The sequence below is a fragment of the Streptococcus sp. W151 genome (assembly GCF_053010205.1).
In genome coordinates this window covers 212,741-231,285 of record NZ_JBRKNT010000002.1, presented here as the reverse complement: position 1 = coordinate 231,285, position 18,545 = coordinate 212,741, and the positions used below count along the sequence as shown (strand labels likewise).

The following is an 18,545-nucleotide window of genomic DNA, read 5'->3' as shown; positions in this document are numbered from 1 at the left end:
AATCAAATAAATACATCTGTACAATAAAAACAAGCACTTTTTTTGAAAAAGTAGTAAAATAAACTAATATATATTCAAAAATTTCAGAAAAGGAACGGAGTTTGAAAGGAAAAGAAGAGAGAAAAGAACGGTTGAAATGGCTGTTAAAACGGGTTCTACTGTTGATTCCAGTGGCCTGCATCCTCTTGTGGATCTATGCGATTTGTCAAACCAGTAGCATGAAGGGACAGACCAAGATCGGTGTTACCTATATGACAATGAACAATGAGTTCTATAAAAGTATTCATTCGGAAATTAGTCGAATTGCCGATGAGAAAGGGGCTCTTGTTTATGTCCGAGATCCAGAATTGGACGAAAAAAGGCAGAGCCAGCAGATCGATGATTTTTGTGCCCAAAAAGTGAATGTGATTGTGATTAATCCGGTCAAGGGGGATAGCCAGCCGATTTTAAAGGCTCTTAAAAAAGCTAGAAAGCAAGGAATTAAGATCATTGCGGTCGATACCCAGCTGAAGCATTTTAAGCCTGATGCCAGCATTGTATCCGATAACTACCAAGCAGGAGTCTTGATTGCGAAAGAGCTGATGAGACGCTCTTCAAATGCTCGGATCCTTCTCTTGGAGCATAAGGGGACGGTTTCAGCAGATACGCGAATTCAGGGATTTAAGGATACCATCAAAGGTCGGGGGTCTTATCAGATCATCTCGGAACTAGAAACCAAAGGGCAGACGGAGATCGCCATGCCAGCTGTTCGGAAGTTCTTGCAGTCAGGGGTGGATATCGATACCCTGGTCGCTCTGAATGATCGCTCAGCTATTGGAGCTCTAGCGGCCATCAAGGAACAAGGGATCACCCATCCCATCGCGATATATGGGATCGATGGCTCACCCGATATGAAATCCTTGCTGCACTCGACCGATGATGTCGAGGGGACCGTTGCCCAGTCTCCTTTGAAGATGGGAGACCGCGTGATGGAGGTCATCCAAGATATGACGGCTGGGAAGAGCTACCAAAAAGAGATAACTATTCCGGTTCAAATGATGACAAAGGAAAACATCGATCAATTTGATGTGAATGGGTGGCAGTGATGAGAAAATTTAGAGGTGTGAGGTACAGTTTGGCCATCCTGATGGTCGTGAATTTTATCGCTGTTATGCTCAACAGTATCATCTATCTTCAAGCAACTAACTATATCATTGCTCAACGACAAGCCCCCTTATTATTGGAGCGTTTGGAGCGCATTCCTTTTGCACCCTCTACGACTTTTTGGTTGTCAGCGGTCTTATTTGCTGGGATTGCCTTGATCTCCATGAGTCGTTATCGGTCTCAAACGAGTCGATGGTCCATTTTTGATCAGTGGAATATTCTAGAGATCCTCCTGATGTTGCTCTTGATGTGGGTCCAAAATGTAGCTTATAACGGGCTTATTCTCTTGGTTTTTGCGGATATCTTCTATGGTTCCAAAGAGTTGAATACCAAGCGAGACCGCAAGTATTGGTTTGCTTTTATCCTAGTGAGTTTCTTGATGCTCCTTGTGACCAATTCAGACGTCTTTTCGCTTTTCTTTCCGATACCTTCTCTTGATGTCTATATTCATTTTTATCCTGCCTCCATTCGAATTCTGGCCTTTTTCTTGAAGAATTCCCTCTATGCCTTGAATATGGTGCTCTTTATTATTTCGCTCTTGTTCTATATTATGAATGTTCTTGCGGAAAACCACGAGGTTGAAGAAGAGTTGGCCATGGTTTCGAAGGTCAATACGGAGTTGAACAACTATATGGCCTTGTCTGAGAAGATTGCAGAAGATCGGGAGCGTAAGCGGATTGCTCGGGAGATTCACGATACCTTGGGGCACGCGCTAACAGGGATCTCAGCCGGTTTAGATGCTGTCGGAGTCTTGATTGATATCGATCCCAATCGAGCAAAGGAGCAAGTGAAAAGCGTATCAGAAGTTGTCCGTGAAGGGATTCAAGATGTGAGGGGCTCTCTCAACCGTCTTAGACCGGGAGCTCTTGAGGGACGGACCCTCAAAGATGCTTTAGAAAAGACGATCCGCGAGTATCAGGCGCTTTCAAACTTGCAGGTTGATTTACACTATGAATGGATTGATGTCGATATGGATGTCATGATTGAGGATACGATCTTTCGTGTCATCCAAGAGTCCATGACCAATGCGGTTCGCCACGGCCATGCCAGTCAGATGAGTCTTCATTTTTTTGAGGACGAAAAAGATTATCTGATCGAGTTGCAGGACAATGGGGGTGGGTTTGAAACCTTGACCTATGGCTATGGGCTCAAGCAGATGATGGAACGAATTTCTATCCTAGGAGGACAGATTCAATTTGAAAGCCGCGATGGATTTTTCACGCGCGTCAGTTTACCGAAATATAAAGAAGGGAGATAGAGATGGTGATAAAAGTAATGGTGGCAGATGACCAGACCCTGATTCGAGAATCTCTGAAAATTATTTTGTCAGCCCACCCCGATATCGAAGTGGTGGCCACAGTGGAAGATGGGAATCACGTCTTGTCTAGCATTCCCCAAACCCATCCTGACCTGATCTTAATGGATATTCGGATGCCAGGCATGGATGGGGTTTTGGCGACAAAAGAAGTAAAAGAACACTATCCGGATATCAAAATTATTATTTTAACGACCTTTGACGATGATGAATTTATCTATAGTGCACTCAAGTATGGTGCTTCAGGTTATCTTTTAAAGGGAGCCTCGACAGAGGAACTCTATGAAGCGATTAAGGTGGTCTACCAAGGCGGTGCTATGATCAATCCCAATATCGCTAGTAAAGTCTTTCAAATTTTTTCACAAATGGCCAAATCTAACTTCTCTATCGCTGTGGATGAGGACAATGTCAAGGATTTGAGCACAACGGAATGGCGCATTATCCAAGAAGTCGGCTATGGGGAGTCCAATAAAGAAATTGCGGCCAATCTTTTCTTATCAGAAGGAACCGTGCGTAATTACTTATCAACGATTTTGGCAAAATTAAACCTACGAGATCGAACGCAATTAGCGATCTGGTCAGTCCAAACAGGAGTGACCAGACGTGATTTTTCAAAAGGAAATTCGGAATGAAATTGAAGCAAAAGTATCTTTCTTGGGGAATTGGCCTCCTTTCTGTGCTCTGTATAAGTGCGGGTTTCTGTTGGTGGGAACAGCAGCCAATTGTGCTCCATATAGGCCTTTATGCAGGTTCTAGTTGGGATGTGCCGACCAGTCAACGTTCTGATGCCTTGGATCGCGCCATTCAAAAATTTGAGAAGTCCCATCCCCAAGTCCGTGTAGAGTATGAAAACGGGATTCCGCAGTCAGATTATTCAGACTGGCTCTCCGAAAAGATTGTCTCAGGAAAGACGCCAGATGTATTTATGGTTTCTGAGCAAGATCTTTCCTTATTAGCAGCGCGGGGGGTGTTAGAAAAGTTAAACGGCTATATGGATCGAAAAGATCAAGCAGCCTTTTATCCCGTTGCCTTTGAATCAGGTGTCTATCAAGGGCAAACCTATGCCTTACCTTATGAAAGTAATCCTATTTTGATGTGTGTCAATAAAGATCTCTTGGATAAAGAAGGTATCGCGGTTCCCAAAGAAGGTTGGACCCTTGAAGAGTTCTATACGATTTGCAAGAAACTAACCAAAGATACCAATGGGGATGGGCAACTAGACCAATTTGGGAGTACAGAATACACCTGGAAAGAAGCCTTAGCAGCAAATGGGGGTCATCTCTTTCAAGAAGGGATGCTTAAGCTGACGGCTCCAGAAGTCAAAGAATCCTTGACTTTCCTACAAAAATTGGAAGATTTAAATAAAAATTACAAGGTGAGCTCCAAAGATTTTGACCAGGGGAAAGTCGCCTTTTATCCTATGACCTTGGCCCAATATCGGACCTATAAACCTTATCCCTACCACGTTTCTAAATATTCAAACTTTACCTGGACCTGTATCCCGATGCCTGCTAAGTCAAAAACGACCAAGGCGACCTTAGTCACAACGACTTCTTTTGCTATGTCCGCTCGGACTTCTCATTCTAAGTTGGCTTGGGAGTTGATGCAGGTTTTGACAGAGGATCCAGACATTCAACAAACCCTTTTTGCCCAATCTCAAGGGATCTCCGTCATGCCACAGGTAGTCAAGAGTCGCTCCAGTAAAGACCTTCTGCAGGTGGATGATTTTGGGACGGACTCCTTGACCAATCAGACCTTGAACCGCATCATGGAACAAGCTGTTGAAAGTAGTCCTAAAAATGTCTCAAAAGAGGTGCTAGAAAAGCTAGACTACTTGATCGGCAATGCCTTGCGCGATCAGGATGTCGAGAACCGTTTGCCTCAAATTCAGAGGGAGATGGAAAGCAGTCTTCAGGTAGGAGTTTAGAGTAAAACAAGATGGCATTTTGTCAAGTGACAGATGTCATTTTTTTATTGCTAAATGTCATATTTGAAATGTGACATTTGACAATATAAAAGCGCTTTCAAATGATCTACAATAGAGTCAAATAAAGGAGGCGTAACAAAATGAAATACCTCGTTTTGGTCAGTCATGGTGGACTGGCAGAAGGTCTAAAAACATCACTGGCCATGTTTGCTGGTGACAAGATGGATCAGGTCATCGCAGTTGGACTCAAAGAAGGAAAATCAGTCGATGACTTCGCAGTTGATTTTAGAGAGAGCATTTCAGGATTGACAGCTGATGATTCTGTTTTGGTCTTGGCAGATATTGTAGGTGGTAGTCCATTAACCACTGCAGCTACTGTTCTAGAAGAAGCTGGAAAGCTCGATGGAGCCTTGATTCTTGGGGGAATGAACCTCACCATGGCCTTGACGGCAGTTGTGATGAAGGATGTGTTGGATGGAGACGATTTGTCAGCCACCATCTTAGCAGAAGCACGATCTGCACTCCAGCCTTTTGAAGTTTCAGCTACTAGTGCTGAAGAAGATGATGACGATATTTAATAGGGAGGTACCTTATGGTAGTAACATTTGTACGGATTGATGACCGCATGATTCACGGTCAGACAGTCACACGCTGGGCGAAGGAAAAACCATGTGATGGTTTGATTGCTGTAAACGATGCAGCAGCATCAAACAAGGTTTTGATCCAAGCTTACAAAGGAGCATCCGACAAGAAAACCTTTGTATGGACAAAAGAAGCCTTTAAGGAAAAATCAGCAAAAGTAACGGAATCAGATAGTCGTTACTTCTTGATCACTAAGAATCCCATCGATATGAAGGAAATTTTGGTCGACCAAGGGTTTGTCCCAGGTGATGTCAAAGAAATCATCGTTGGCCCTGCAAATGATCGTCCAGGTGCTGTGAAATTGGGGAATAACCAATCCATCACTCAGGAAGAAGCAGAAGCTTTCCAAGCCATTCAAGCAGCAGGCTACAAGGTGAAATTCCAATTGTTACCAGATGTTTCGATCGGGTATTGGGATGATTTCAAATCAAAATTTGGTTTTTAAACCCAACAGCCTGATCTGTTAGGTAAATAAATTTACAAACAAAAGGAGCGTTTGTTATGACAATTTCATGGATTCAAGCAATCTTGCTTGGTATTTTCGCTAGCTTGTCTTCAATGCCTGGTATGGGAGGTTCCAGTATCGGGAACTATACACTCGGTCGTCCCTTGATCGGTGGGTTGATTTCAGGTTTAATTCTTGGAGATGTGACAACCGGTATTATGGTCGGGGTTGCCCTTCAAGTCGTTTATATCGCCTTGGTAACACCTGGTGGTACCGTATCTGCCGATGTGCGTGCCATCTCTTATATCGGTGTTCCTCTTGCTATCTTGTTTGTGCATGCCAATAACATCACAGATGAAGCAGGAATCGCCGCAGCTGCAGCTCCAATCGGTGCAGCCGTTGGGACCATCGGTACGGTTCTTTTCTACGGTACTGCTACTATGAACTTGGTATGGCAACACATTGGTTGGAAAGCCGTTGAAGAAGGAAACTTCAAAAAACTCTACGCAGTTGACTGGGTTTACCCTTGGATCTCTCACTTCCTTTTCTCTTTCCTTCCAACAATGATTATCACCAAATACGGTGAAAACATGGTTGATTTGATGAAACAATACCTTCCTATGGATGGTTACTGGATGAAAGCCCTCTTTACAGTCGGTGCTCTTCTCCCATGTGTCGGTATTGCCATCTTGTTGAAACAAATTGTTACAGAAGCAACTGACTTCATTCCATTCTTTGTTGGATTTACCTTGGCAAAATCTCTCGGATTGAACTTGGTATCAAGTGCCGTTGTTTCATTAATCTTTGCAGTAATCTACTATGAACTTGAAGTGATCAAATCGATGAAAGCTGCTCCAGCCGGAGTGGTGGACCTAGACGATGATGAGGAGGATATTTAAAATGGCTGATAGAAAGAAAATTTCAAAGAAAACATTAGCAAAAGCATTCCATCATTGGTATTATGGTCATTTGACTTGTTTCTCTCAAGAACATATGCAAACCTTCGGGTATTTGACTTCTATGCTTCCAATCGTAGAAGAAATGTATGACACCAAAGAAGAACAAAAAGATGCGATGCAAACCTATACGGCCTTCTTCAACACTGAACCACAACTTGGATCTCTTGTTGTAGGGATCACAGCTGGTTTGGAAGAAGCGCGTGCAAACGGAGATGCAGTAGATGGCGAAACCATCAACGGTATGCGTGCCGGTTTGATGGGACCAATCGCTGGTATTGGTGACTCATTGGTCGTTGGTACCTTGATTCCCGTTCTTTTAGGGATTGCCCTTGGCCTTTCTAAGGGTGGGAACATCGCTGGTGCTCTCTTCTACATCGTCGTATGGAACCTCTTAGTTTACTTTGGTATGCGCTTTGCCTTCTTCAAAGGTTACCAATTAGGGGATAAAGCCGTTGAATTCCTTGTAGGACCAAAAGGACAAGCTCTTCGTAAAGCGATCAGCGTTGTCGGTGGTATGGTTATCGGTGCCGTAGCAGCTACTTGGGTATCTGTTACAACAGCCCTTCAATTCAAGAATGCTGAAGGAAAAGTCTTCTTGAACATCCAAGAAAAGATCGATGGTGTTTATCCAGGTCTCTTGACAGCAGCCTTCATCACTCTTTGCTGGTGGTTGATGTCTAAGAAAAAAATTTCACCAAATAAAGTCATGTTACTTCTCGTTGTAGTTGCTTTGATCGGTGTTGCCCTTGGTATCTTTGATCCACATCTTAAATACTAAGGTAAAGAAAAAACGAATTTGCTAGTAGGAGTTTTTGAGAATGAAGTGAATGGACCTCCTTTACTTGCACTTCATTCTCAATTTTTATCAGGAGGAATCCCATGGTTACAAAACAAGAACTTGTCAATGGATATGAAACAGAAATCAAGTACCAACGTCACATGCTTGAAAACCTTGGTCGTTGGTTTAGCTTACTCTTTATCATTGCCAGTATTGGTGTGGTATTGATCTATCTCTTTCACAAAAGTTTCCTCCCACTCTTGATCCTCGGGATTTTACTAGCCTTGATTGGGATTTTAGGCATGATTGTTTTTGGATATGGTATCTACCGTGGGCGGATCAATCTTCAAAAAGTGATCGATGATTTCAATCAAAAATTGACAATTTTAAATTAAAATTTTAGAAACATCTCATCTATTTTTGAGGTGTTTTTTTCTTGACTATTTCTGACCAAGTGATACAATAGAAACATAAGTTAGCACTTACGTATAGAGAGTGCTAAAAACACGTATGGAGGAATGAACATGTTAAAACCATTAGGAGACCGCGTGGTCTTAAAAGTAGAAGAAAAAGAACAGACTGTTGGAGGTTTTGTTCTCGCTGGTGTGAGCAAGGCCGATACAAAAACAGCTGAAGTAGTGGCTGTTGGTGAAGGCGTGCGTACCCTAAGTGGTGAACTCATCGCCCCAGCTGTAAAAGCAGGAGATCAAGTTTTGGTTGAAAGCCATGCAGGAATTGAAGTTAAAGATGGGGAAGAAACCTACACCATCGTTGGAACATCAAACATTCTTGCAATCGTAGAGTAAGAGAAGAAAGAGGTTAGAGAAATGGCAAAAGATATTAAATTTTCATCAGATGCACGTTCTGCAATGGTCCGTGGTGTCGATGTCTTAGCAGATACAGTGAAAGTTACTTTGGGCCCTAAAGGACGCAATGTGGTTCTTGAAAAATCATTTGGTTCGCCTTTGATCACAAATGACGGTGTGACCATCGCCAAAGAAATCGAATTGGAAGACCATTTTGAAAATATGGGTGCCAAATTGGTATCAGAAGTGGCTTCTAAGACCAATGATATCGCAGGTGACGGGACAACGACTGCGACTGTCTTGACCCAAGCCATCGTCCGTGAAGGGATCAAGAACGTTACAGCAGGAGCGAACCCAATCGGTATCCGTCGTGGGATTGAGACCGCTGTTGCAACAGCAGTAGAAGCTTTGAAAAACAATGCAATTCCAGTATCGAGCAAGGAAGCCATTGCTCAAGTAGCTGCTGTGTCTTCGCGTTCTGAAAAAGTCGGTGAGTACATCTCTGAAGCTATGGAAAAAGTTGGCAAAGATGGGGTTATCACCATTGAAGAGTCTCGTGGAATGGAAACAGAACTGGAAGTTGTTGAAGGCATGCAGTTTGACCGTGGTTACCTTTCACAATACATGGTGACGGACAATGAAAAAATGGTAGCCGATCTTGAAAATCCATACATTTTGATTACGGACAAGAAGATTTCAAATATCCAAGAAATCTTGCCATTGTTGGAAAGCATTCTTCAAAGCAACCGTCCACTCTTAATCATCGCAGATGATGTAGATGGCGAAGCTCTTCCAACGCTTGTCTTGAACAAGATCCGTGGTACTTTTAATGTTGTAGCTGTTAAGGCGCCAGGATTTGGAGATCGCCGCAAAGCTATGCTAGAAGATATTGCGATTCTCACAGGTGGTACAGTCATTACAGATGATCTTGGTTTGGAATTGAAAGATGCAACTATTGAAGCTCTTGGTCAAGCAGCTAAAGTTTCAGTTGATAAAGACAGCACTGTCATTGTCGAAGGTTCTGGTAACCCTGAAGCGATTGCTAACCGTGTTGCTGTCATCAAGTCACAAATCGAAACCACAACATCTGAATTTGACCGTGAAAAATTACAAGAACGTTTGGCTAAATTGTCTGGCGGTGTTGCCGTGATCAAGGTCGGTGCTGCAACAGAAACAGAATTGAAAGAAATGAAACTCCGTATCGAAGATGCCCTTAATGCGACTCGTGCAGCTGTTGAAGAAGGAATCGTTGCCGGAGGTGGTACAGCTCTTGTCAATGTCATCTCTGCAGTCGCAGCCCTTGAATTGGAAGGGGATGAAGCGACCGGACGCAATATCGTGCTTCGTGCTTTGGAAGAGCCAGTTCGCCAAATTGCTCACAATGCTGGTTACGAAGGATCTATTGTGATTGATCGCTTGAAAAATGCCGAAGTCGGAACAGGTTTCAATGCTGCAACAGGTGAATGGGTGAATATGATTGATGCAGGAATTATCGATCCTGTCAAAGTGAGCCGTTCAGCCCTTCAAAACGCAGCTTCTGTTGCTAGCCTCATTTTAACAACTGAAGCAGTCGTAGCCAACAAACCAGAACCAGCAGCCCCAGCAGGACCAGGAATGGATCCAAGCATGATGGGTGGGATGATGTAAGACGCTACAAATGATTGAGGCTTTGCCTCTCATCATTTGACGCCAGCCGCTATTGTGCGGCCTGGCTAATCGTCTGACTAGCTCAAAGGGAGGAAAGTATCGTTCCTCCCTTTTTATCGTACTTTGGGAATTTCATTTGTTATGGAATAATATTTTTATTTTAAATTTTGTAACAGAAATGATAAATACTAGTTAAAGAGGATTTGTGTAAATATTTGGGAATTAAGCGTTTTCGGTATTTTTTGGTGGAGAAGTATTTGCCAACAAATTGCAATACAAATTAACTGATTTTGTAATAATTCTAGTGTATACTATTAAGAGTAGATCACAGGTCTACATTGTTGCAAGGGGAGAACTTCCCACATACATGTCTATTGACAATAAAACTTGATCGTAATATCGCTGTTAGTAAAATGAGAGTTTGAACATAGAGTAGATTTTATCGACCTTTTTCATATTAAAAAATATTTTTCAAATTCCCCTTGCGCAAGCTCTTCCGGATTCCTCCGGGAGAGTTTTTTCTTGTTAGGGAGAAAAAGATAGAATGCCTTTTGAGTCTACTTTGAAAGAGTGGCTCAGCAGCTATTATTTATGGTAAAATAGAACATATTCGTCGAGGGGAAGGAGTGAAGACTTTGTTGAAGATTTTTGTGTTAGAAGATGAGTGGATCCAGCAATCACGAATCGAATCGGTCTTGCAGGAACTGGTTGCTCAGAAATCCTTGCAATGCAAAGCGCCAGAAGTGTTTGGAAAATCAAGCCAGTTGCTGGATGCTATCACAGAGAGAGGCGCTCATCACCTATTCTTTTTAGATATCGAGATTAAAGGTGAGGAGAAAAAGGGTCTAGAGATCGCAAAAGAGATTCGTAAGAAAGATCCCCATGCGACCATTGTCTTTGTCACCACTCACTCTGAATTCATGCCCATTACCTTTCAGTACAAAGTAGCCGCCTTGGATTTTATTGATAAAACGCTGGGTGAGGAAGAGTTCAGAGAGAGAATCAGCTCAGCCATCGACTATACCTTGGAGCAAGCTGGGACCACGATTGCGCAAGATGCTTTTACATTTGAGAGTGCGATGGCGCGTGTACAAGTTCCCTTTAATAAGATTTTGTATGTTGAAACGTCTCCAACCATTCACAAGGTTATTTTACACACCCAGGATGAGCGCTTAGAATTTTACGCCAGTATTGCCGATATCGAAAAAGCAGATCCCCGCTTGTATCGGTGCCACCGCTCCTTTGTGGTGAATCCACAAAATATTACGAAGATTGACAAAGAAGCCAAGAAAGCTTTTTTTGAAAATGGGGACAATTGCTTAATCTCACGGACCAAGTATAGAGGCTTACTGGAAGCTTTGAAAAAATAGAAGGGAGAAAGAATTGCTGTTAGATATTCTAATGTCTTACTTAAAGTTCTTCGTCAGCATGCTGATCTATCGTCATATCAGTAGACAAGAGTTCGCCTTACGTTGGCTCTTTTTGTGCCCCTTCTTCTTTGCAGTCGTCTTTACCCTTGTGCCACCGGTAGGCTTTTTTGGCTATTTCTTAGTATTTATTGCCTATAGTTTCTATCGGAATCGTAACATACGACACCTTTTGAACATTTTTTACGGGCTCTACCCGGTTGTCATGGAGAGTCTCATTGGGCGTCTCTTAGCCTTTTATGTCTTTCCAATGCTCGGGATTGTACTTGTTCATGAGGCATCTGTCAGCTGGTATGATGCTCTACTTGAATTGCTGGTCTTTCCTGTCTATTTAGGGCTCACTAAATTGTTAAAACTAGATTTTACAGATTTAAAAGTAGGATTTCAACGGCAGTATTTTAATCGTTTCTTACTTCCAATGGATCTTTCTATGTTTGTGTATTTAGTCAGTGTTATAGGTCTGGTGGTTTTTGAGGATGCTATTCCTTATGCAGATGCTTTACGGAAACAGTTAAATAGTATTTATCTGATTTTGTTTTTTGTGATGCTCTTGTATTTCAATGCAGTGTCCAAAGAACGATTGAAACAAGAGATTCTAGAGCAAAAAGATAGGCAACTGCAGGAGTTAGCCACCTATAGTCAACACGTCGAAATGCTCTATGGGGAGATTCGTGCCTTTCGTCATGATTACCTGAATATTTTAACCAGTCTCAAGTTAAGTATTGAGCATGAAGATCTCAATGCGATCAGGGAAGTCTATGAGAATGTTCTTCGAGAGAGTGGCCAACAATTTTACGATAGCAAGTTTGATATTGCCAAACTCAGTCACATCGAAAATCCGGCTGTAAAAAGTGTTCTGTCCGCAAAATTGTTGGAAGCGCAAAATAAAGGGATTGGGATCTCTGTAGAGATCGATGAACCTGTTCGTGATTTATTCATCGAGGTTTTAGATTTCATCACCTTCTTATCCATCCTTTGTGACAATGCTATTGAAGCGAGTCTTGAATCAGATGACCCACAGCTGACTCTTGCCATGCTTCAGGAGGAAAACTCCCTCATCTTAATAGTTGAAAATAGTACAAAAGCTGAAAAAATAGATCTGGCGAGAATTTTTGAAAAGGACTACTCAAGTAAAGGAGATGGCCGCGGTCTTGGCTTGTACAAGATCCAACAATTACTGGAAAAATATCCCAAAACGACAGTGTCTACCAAGAGTTCAAATTACCGATTTACCCAGAGCCTGACCTTTTGGAAGGAATAATAGAAGAGAGAGTGGGACAGAAATCGGTAATTCGTTAGAATTCGATTTCGTCGTCCCACCTCCGCACAGTTGGGTAGGGCTGTAAAAGCTGATGAAATCAGCGTAGTAGAGCCCACTCAGCCACTGCGTCTTGCTTGACAATCCAAAAACAATTGAGAGGCTAGGACTTTTGTCCCAGCCTCTTTTTGGACCATTCACGACGATTTTTTGACCGATTCTGACAGAGAGCCTCCAAGGTTTTCCTCTTGAAGTATAATGGACACAAGATCAATAAGAAAAGAGGGATCGTATGTTTCAGGTAGCATCTATTACAAAATCATTTAAGGAGAAAGCTGTATTAAAGGGGGTGTCTTTTTCGATAGAAGAAGGAGACAAAATTGCCTTGCTGGGAAATAATGGGGCAGGTAAAAGCACCCTGTTCAACATTATCGCTGGACAGCTCCAGGCTGATTCGGGGACGATAAAGACTTCGCTTGATTTTCAAAGGGAAATTGGGATGATGCCTCAGGGAGATCTGCTCATCGAGGATCTAACCCTTGCTGAATTCGTTGAATTAAAAAGCCGGATGAATCAGCTGAAGCAGGCTGATATCAATGGACTCTTAGAGATGGTCGAATTAAGAGAATCAAGAGAGCAGATGGTGGGAAGTCTTTCCGGTGGTCAAAAGAGACGCTTGTCCTTGTTGTTAACCATTTTGAATCACCCAAAGTTGATTTTTTTAGATGAGCCGACGACAGGCATGGACTTGGAAGCAGTGGATAATTTTTGGAAATTGCTGGAGCAGCAAGAGTTTACATCTGTTGTGGTGACCCATGATTTTAACCAAATTGATGCCTTTTTTACAAAAGTCCTGATTTTAAAAGACGGTCGAATTGCTGCAACAAAGGCTGTTGAGGATATTCACCAGGCTGGTCAAACCATTGAGCAGTATTTCCGAGAAGAGATGAATAAAGGAGGGGAACAAGCATGAGAAAGATTCAATTAAAACAAGTTTTACGAAATAAGCGCTTCGTATTATTCACCATTATTTTACCCATAGGCTGGTATATCTTCTTTTATCAGCTTCAAAAAGGGGTTTCACCAAGTATTTTATTAGGCATTGCCGTATTTATCGGGGTCATTGGCAATAGCCTTGCAACTTTTAGTAAGCGAATCGCCTCAGATATCGGTTTTTATTCTTTTGAATCCCACTTTACAAGCTATAGTGTCAAGAACTATTTATGGGATCAATCGATTGTACAACTGATTCTGAACAGCTTGATCTTTTTAGCAGTCCTAGTAGTTGCTGTCCTAGGTTTTCACTTTCCAGTGACGACTAGCCTGTTGGTACAATTTTTCCTCTTATCCTTGATGGGGATCTACTTTAGTGTGATTGGCTTTGTACTTGGGGTGAGGGTAGATGCCAAGACGATTGATACCATTGGCTTTCCAGTTATTATTTTAGCAGCCATGACCATTATTCCCTTTGATTCGCTTGGCGCAAGTGGAGGATTTATGGACTTGGTTAGCAAGCTACAACGGGTTTTCCCAGGCTATTATTATACAAAGCTGATCCAAGATTTGACTGAGAAACAAACGATTGATGCCACCCAATTAGCGCTCTTTGTTGCCGTATTTGGATTGAATTTGCTATTTTTCTATCTGCTCGTACCCAAAGGGGAAATGGGGAACTAAGAGCAGTCAAAAAAGCCTTGAGAACAACTCAAGGCTTTTTCTTTGCTACAAAACGGTTATTTGATATTCGTTCGTCAAGTACTTGGATAGGTTTTGCCAATCTTCTTCCTTAAATTTACAAAAATTGACGAAGAGTTTTACGGTATGGTGCTCTGTGTCAATGATCGTATTAGATTTTGAGAGATTTTCTAGTGCAGTATTTTCCCTAAGCTGAAATTCGATAAAATAACTCTTACTATTTTGGTGATCGGGGTCACTAACGTCAGCCACTTTATAGGCTGCACTCACCAAAGCTTCCTTGGGGATAAAGATATCTTTTGTCAGGATCACTCCCTGATAAGCATAGATCCCATCAGAAGTCAGCTCAAAGGCGATCTGACGGCTGGTCAGTCTTTTGATCCCAGCAATGGTTGCATAGATCGCAATTAGAAATAAAAGGATCTGAATGAGGGTGACGAAACTGACTTTGGGAATCCCCTCAAAACCTAGGAACGATAAAAACGCTAAGTGGATAAAGAGCGCACAGGCAAAAGCCAAAAAGCCATATCCGACATATTTTGAATAATAGATTTTCATTTTTGACTCCTTACATTTTAAATGCTACGAAAACTCGGAATTTCAAGTACCCTTATCATAGCGGATTCAGGCAAGAACTGTCAATTGTTTGGTAGGGTTCAAAGGTAGTTTTTATTTTAAATGGAATAACAATGGTGCAGAATGATTTAACTTCGTACGCTACATTATAGTATCTAAAAAAGTGAGCTAAATACTCTTAAGGCAAGCAAAAAAGCCTTGGTTATCAAGGCTTTTTGTGCATAAAAGATGCCCCCTACATGGATTTGGAAAGGATTTTCATATTGAGAGTAATTAAAAATATTGAAATATAAGTGATTTTAGGGAAGTACTTTTAGGTATTTCCAATGTCATGATTTAAAAATGGGACAAAAGTGGGGCAAAAACGAATGACTCTCATTTGGTTTGAAAACCTATAATATCTAATGATTATGCTATACTAGAAATATAGTGTTGTTATCAATAAATATCAGTGCGAGACTAATCGGAGGATAAAATGGAAAAACAAATTAATGAAAAAATTATCGAAATGGATAGGGAATATCCCTTTTTATTTTGCTTTAAATCAGATTTTTGGATGGAATAGTAGATGATAAGACAAAATATCTTTGAACATACAAAAAGACAAACGCCAAAAATGACGTTTGTCTACGTTCTGAGGTAGCCTTTAGGCTCCCTTTTTTCTTAGAAAATACCGATGAGTAATTGCATGCCAAGACTAGTCAGGATGATAGCGATCCAGCAAAGGGCTCCAAGAAGAATGGATTTTCCACTGGATTTGATCATAGCAACGAGGTTGGTTTTGAGACCGATAGCACTCATGGCCATGATAATAAGGAATTTAGAGAGTTGTTTGAGAGGTGCAAAGAAGCTATTGCTAACACCAAAAGAAGTAAGGACGGTAGTTAGCAGAGAAGCTAGGATGAAGTAGAGAATGAAAACGGGGAAGATTTTTTTAAGCTTTACTCCTTGGTTGTTGTCTTGTTGACGGCTTTGCCAATAGGAGAGGAAGAGAGTAATAGGGATAATAGCTAAGGTACGAGTCAGTTTGACAATGGTTGCAGATTCTAGAGTATTGGTATGATACAGACTATCCCAGGCGCTAGCTGTGGCTGTTACAGAGGAAGTATCGTTGACCGCAGTACCCGCAAAGAGAGCAAAACCTTCGTTGGAAAGATGGAGCCAAGAACCTAGAGTTGGAAAGATAAGAGCTGCCAAGACATTGAAGAAAAAGATAACAGAAATGGCTTGGGCTACTTCTTTTTCCTTGGCGTGAATAACAGGAGCAGTCGCTGCAATGGCAGAACCGCCACAGATAGAAGATCCAACTCCAATCAAGGTAGCTAGCTTTGTATCAAGGTTAAAAAAGCGTTGGAAAAAGAAAGCTATAATCAAAGCAATTGAAATAGTTGAAAGGATAACAGGAAGGGAAGATTTTCCAACTGCGAAAACTTGTGAGATATTGAGTCCAAACCCAAGCAAAATAACAGCATATTGAAGCAGTTTTTTGGAGCTATAAGTCAAGCCGGCTTCCAGTTGTGTATAGGAAGTGAGAAAGGGATGGAGAATCATTCCGATAAAAATGGCGAAAACAGGTGCTCCCACAACAGGAAGAAAGCCTCCTAAAACCCAAGAGATGATAGAAATGATCAGACAGGCTAACAGTCCTGCCCAATTTTTTGATAGAAATGACATAAAAACCTCCGAAAATAAAATACTTCTTATTATAATCTTGTTTGTCAGAAAAGTAAAATAAAAAGTGGGAATAAGGTTGCAAATAAACGGAATTTTGCGGTCAGAAAGCTATTGTAGCATAATAGATATATGTTCTTTGATCAATAAGGATGCAAATGTGGCATATGTTATTGAAAAAAATGAATTTGATGAGCCTGGACATGTGAAGTAATTATGTGAGATAAGAAAATAAATAAGAGAGTTGAAAATGTACTGCACCCCAAAAGTTAGACAGAAAAAATCTAACTTTTGGGATCAGTACATATCCTCGCTTTTTTTAATCTAATAGGTCCTTATTTTCAATTAAGAGTTCTAGTGGGGATTTATCTCTTGCTACAATAAAACCAGGTTCATATTGGTTATGAAATGTTCTTTTCGGAGAAGTTGGATCCATATACAACTCTTCTCCATCTTCTGTGTATAGTTGGTTGCCTCTTGTTAGGTAAAGTAAATCCTCTAAGTACTGTCCATCTGTTTCTAGAAAATGTTCGATGTATTTGACAGCTTTTAAGATTTCACTTACTTTATCAGAGTATTCATTAGTTTCAAGAACACTCTTTTCTAACTCAATCTCTTTACTAGTTCCAAATAGTTGGGTTGGAGTTGCATTAAAATATTCTGCTATCTTATCCAAATTTGCAAAGGTAGGATAGCTTTTTTGTTTTTCGTAATCAGAGATGGACTGTTTACCGATTCCTAAATCTTCCGCAAGTTGAGTTTGACTTACTCCTTTTTCTATGCGTAGTCGTGCCAAATTGGGTCCAAAATTTTGAATAATAAAGGTCATGATAAACTCCTATGTTGTATTTTAAACTTATTCTATCACCTATAAACTTACAAATCAAGTTTTTAGTTGACTGCTCCAAATATTTTTTATAAAATATATTTATAACTTACAAATAAGTTATAAATGATACAAATAATTCATGTGTTTAGGAATAGTGAGTGAGGAGGATTTTGAGGACGAGACTATGACTATGACTGATGACTATTCGAAGCCTTGGAGCTAGAAATTGTGTGGACAAGGGCAAGGGACGAGCCTGACGGGAAGTCAGGCGAAGTCCTGCAGGCTGCCGTCCAGACAATTTCTAGCCAAGCAAAAGCTGGCTATTCTAACAGCCAGCAAAAAGGGACACTTAGGACAACGTCCAAAGAACGACGGAACGAGCAAACGTTGATTTGACGGTGTTTCTGAGGCCTAAAAAATCTAAAAGAAGGGGGGACAATTTTGTTGGTTTCTATACAAGATTTAAGAAGCATTCAAGAACGATGTGATGTAGGAGAATTAGTACAGAGGTTAGATGTCAGTATTGATAGACTAACGGTTATCTGGGATACAGATACTGGTTCCCTAAGACGGATTTTCAAAAATCTGAAACAGGCAATAAGTACAAGAGTTGATTCATTTGAAATATATGATAATGTTCGAGATGATGTCTTTACTTTAGCTAAAGTTTTTAATGAGTATGATTCGATCAATATTATATTTTTTCAATTATCCATTTATGGAGGTGAACAATTGATTCGGATTGATTTCAATCCTAACACTTTAAAAGAATTTGATGGAATGAAAGTATGGAGGCAATTAATGTACTTTGCCAGATTGAATTCATTGACGGTACGTTTGTCTCGTTTTGATTTGGCATTTGACATTTTCAACAGGCCTGAGATTGTTAATTTGCAACATATTAAAGGTGGTGTTACCCATAAGGTCTTCTATGGTCGAGGGGGCGAATTAGAGACGAAATATTGGGGTTCTAGCGGTAGTAATGTACAAGTTAGGTTATACGATAAGAATAAAGAAATCATTGCTCACAAGCGCGAAGAGAAGCTAGATTTGGCTGTAAATCCGTTTTGGTGGAGACTGGAGTTCCAACTTAGAACCAAAGCGATTGGTGAGGAGATGGTCCAAGATATTATGAATCGACTTGATAATTTCGGATTTTATAAGCTAGAACATATTCGAGTGGAGCAAAGAGCATTTACAATTATCTTTCTCAACAATCCTGAACTGTTGTCATTGGCTTTTCCAAATTTAAAATCAGATAGCATCAAAAAGAAAAAAACAAGAGTCCGCAAACTATTGAGAGAGGAAACGAATCAATTTGCGGAAGAATTAAAAGAAGTATTAATACAGAATCTCCCTAAATTAAATACAGAATTACAACTACTTGTAGGCGAGTTTCTGAATTTAGAAAATAAATAAGGAGGATA

At 40.8% G+C, this 18,545-nt stretch carries 20 protein-coding genes; 17 read left to right on the top strand and 3 right to left on the bottom strand.

All coding sequences use genetic code 11. The features are described from left to right. The first annotated feature begins 101 nt into the window (after nt 1-101). From ACVC7Q_RS05880 to ACVC7Q_RS05810, 15 genes are all read left to right on the top strand, one after another. Nucleotides 102-1,085: a substrate-binding domain-containing protein gene (locus tag ACVC7Q_RS05880; protein ID WP_447265175.1), complete on the top strand. Its 984-nt coding sequence runs from the start codon at nt 102-104 to the stop codon at nt 1,083-1,085. Next, entirely contained in the window at nt 1,085-2,401 is a 1,317-nt protein-coding gene (locus tag ACVC7Q_RS05875; RefSeq protein ID WP_447265174.1) for a sensor histidine kinase, read from the top strand. Before ACVC7Q_RS05880 ends, ACVC7Q_RS05875 begins: the two co-directional genes overlap by 1 nt. A 5-nt stretch (nt 2,402-2,406) precedes the next feature. Continuing rightward, nucleotides 2,407-3,090 carry a response regulator transcription factor gene (locus ACVC7Q_RS05870; RefSeq protein ID WP_447265220.1) on the top strand — a complete coding sequence of 228 codons (684 nt, stop codon included), beginning with the start codon at nt 2,407-2,409 and terminating at the stop codon, nt 3,088-3,090. Further along, complete coding sequence (locus tag ACVC7Q_RS05865; RefSeq protein ID WP_447265173.1) at nt 3,087-4,385, top strand: ABC transporter substrate-binding protein; 1,299 nt, start codon at nt 3,087-3,089, stop codon at nt 4,383-4,385. Before ACVC7Q_RS05870 ends, ACVC7Q_RS05865 begins: the two co-directional genes overlap by 4 nt. A 140-nt stretch (nt 4,386-4,525) precedes the next feature. Next, on the top strand, nt 4,526-4,963 hold the full coding sequence (locus ACVC7Q_RS05860) for a PTS sugar transporter subunit IIA (protein ID WP_021154302.1): 438 nt from the start codon (nt 4,526-4,528) through the stop codon (nt 4,961-4,963). Between the two features lie 14 nt (nt 4,964-4,977). Then, on the top strand, nt 4,978-5,472 hold the full coding sequence (locus ACVC7Q_RS05855) for a PTS system mannose/fructose/N-acetylgalactosamine-transporter subunit IIB (protein ID WP_000261775.1): 495 nt from the start codon (nt 4,978-4,980) through the stop codon (nt 5,470-5,472). 56 nt (nt 5,473-5,528) lie between these two features. Further along, the gene (locus tag ACVC7Q_RS05850; RefSeq protein WP_014712796.1) at nt 5,529-6,371 is read left to right on the top strand and encodes a PTS mannose/fructose/sorbose/N-acetylgalactosamine transporter subunit IIC; all 843 of its coding nucleotides are present in this window, start codon (nt 5,529-5,531) and stop codon (nt 6,369-6,371) included. After that, nucleotides 6,355-7,209 carry a PTS system mannose/fructose/sorbose family transporter subunit IID gene (locus ACVC7Q_RS05845; RefSeq protein ID WP_447265219.1) on the top strand — a complete coding sequence of 285 codons (855 nt, stop codon included), beginning with the start codon at nt 6,355-6,357 and terminating at the stop codon, nt 7,207-7,209. Before ACVC7Q_RS05850 ends, ACVC7Q_RS05845 begins: the two co-directional genes overlap by 17 nt. Nucleotides 7,210-7,310: 101 nt before the next feature. After that, entirely contained in the window at nt 7,311-7,604 is a 294-nt protein-coding gene (locus ACVC7Q_RS05840; protein WP_031572673.1) for a hypothetical protein, read from the top strand. A gap of 129 nt (nt 7,605-7,733) precedes the next feature. After that, nucleotides 7,734-8,015, top strand: coding sequence for a co-chaperone GroES (gene groES, locus ACVC7Q_RS05835; protein WP_369088043.1), 282 nt, complete (start codon nt 7,734-7,736; stop codon nt 8,013-8,015). A gap of 21 nt (nt 8,016-8,036) precedes the next feature. Continuing rightward, nucleotides 8,037-9,662 (top strand): chaperonin GroEL, encoded by a 1,626-nt coding sequence (groL, locus tag ACVC7Q_RS05830; protein ID WP_003004647.1) that lies wholly within the window; start codon nt 8,037-8,039, stop codon nt 9,660-9,662. A gap of 635 nt (nt 9,663-10,297) precedes the next feature. Beyond that, nucleotides 10,298-11,032, top strand: a complete 735-nt coding sequence (locus ACVC7Q_RS05825) for a LytTR family transcriptional regulator DNA-binding domain-containing protein (protein WP_447265172.1) — start codon at nt 10,298-10,300, stop codon at nt 11,030-11,032. A 13-nt stretch (nt 11,033-11,045) separates the two neighbouring features. Next, entirely contained in the window at nt 11,046-12,350 is a 1,305-nt protein-coding gene (locus tag ACVC7Q_RS05820) for a sensor histidine kinase (protein WP_447265171.1), read from the top strand. Nucleotides 12,351-12,639: 289 nt separating this feature from the next. Then, a complete protein-coding gene (locus tag ACVC7Q_RS05815; protein WP_195529157.1) occupies nt 12,640-13,320 on the top strand; it encodes an ABC transporter ATP-binding protein in 681 nt (226 codons plus the stop codon). Further along, nucleotides 13,317-14,024, top strand: a complete 708-nt coding sequence (locus tag ACVC7Q_RS05810; protein ID WP_447265170.1) for an ABC transporter — start codon at nt 13,317-13,319, stop codon at nt 14,022-14,024. Before ACVC7Q_RS05815 ends, ACVC7Q_RS05810 begins: the two co-directional genes overlap by 4 nt. A 45-nt stretch (nt 14,025-14,069) precedes the next feature. On the opposite strand, the gene ACVC7Q_RS05805 is transcribed toward ACVC7Q_RS05810, so the two are convergent. From ACVC7Q_RS05805 to ACVC7Q_RS05795, 3 genes are all read right to left on the bottom strand, one after another. Next, nucleotides 14,070-14,600 (bottom strand): hypothetical protein, encoded by a 531-nt coding sequence (locus ACVC7Q_RS05805; RefSeq protein WP_447265169.1) that lies wholly within the window; start codon nt 14,598-14,600, stop codon nt 14,070-14,072. A gap of 681 nt (nt 14,601-15,281) precedes the next feature. Then, a complete protein-coding gene (locus tag ACVC7Q_RS05800; RefSeq protein WP_447265168.1) occupies nt 15,282-16,292 on the bottom strand; it encodes a YeiH family protein in 1,011 nt (336 codons plus the stop codon). Nucleotides 16,293-16,608: 316 nt separating this feature from the next. After that, nucleotides 16,609-17,118, bottom strand: a complete 510-nt coding sequence (locus ACVC7Q_RS05795) for a helix-turn-helix domain-containing protein (protein WP_014635150.1) — start codon at nt 17,116-17,118, stop codon at nt 16,609-16,611. 213 nt (nt 17,119-17,331) lie between these two features. Here ACVC7Q_RS05795 and ACVC7Q_RS05790 point away from each other — a divergent pair, with 213 nt between their 5' ends. After that, nucleotides 17,332-17,514, top strand: a complete 183-nt coding sequence (locus ACVC7Q_RS05790) for a hypothetical protein (protein ID WP_048790917.1) — start codon at nt 17,332-17,334, stop codon at nt 17,512-17,514. Nucleotides 17,515-17,559: 45 nt separating this feature from the next. After that, nucleotides 17,560-18,537, top strand: coding sequence for a replication initiation protein (locus ACVC7Q_RS05785; RefSeq protein ID WP_156209971.1), 978 nt, complete (start codon nt 17,560-17,562; stop codon nt 18,535-18,537). The last annotated feature ends 8 nt before the right edge of the window (nt 18,538-18,545 follow it).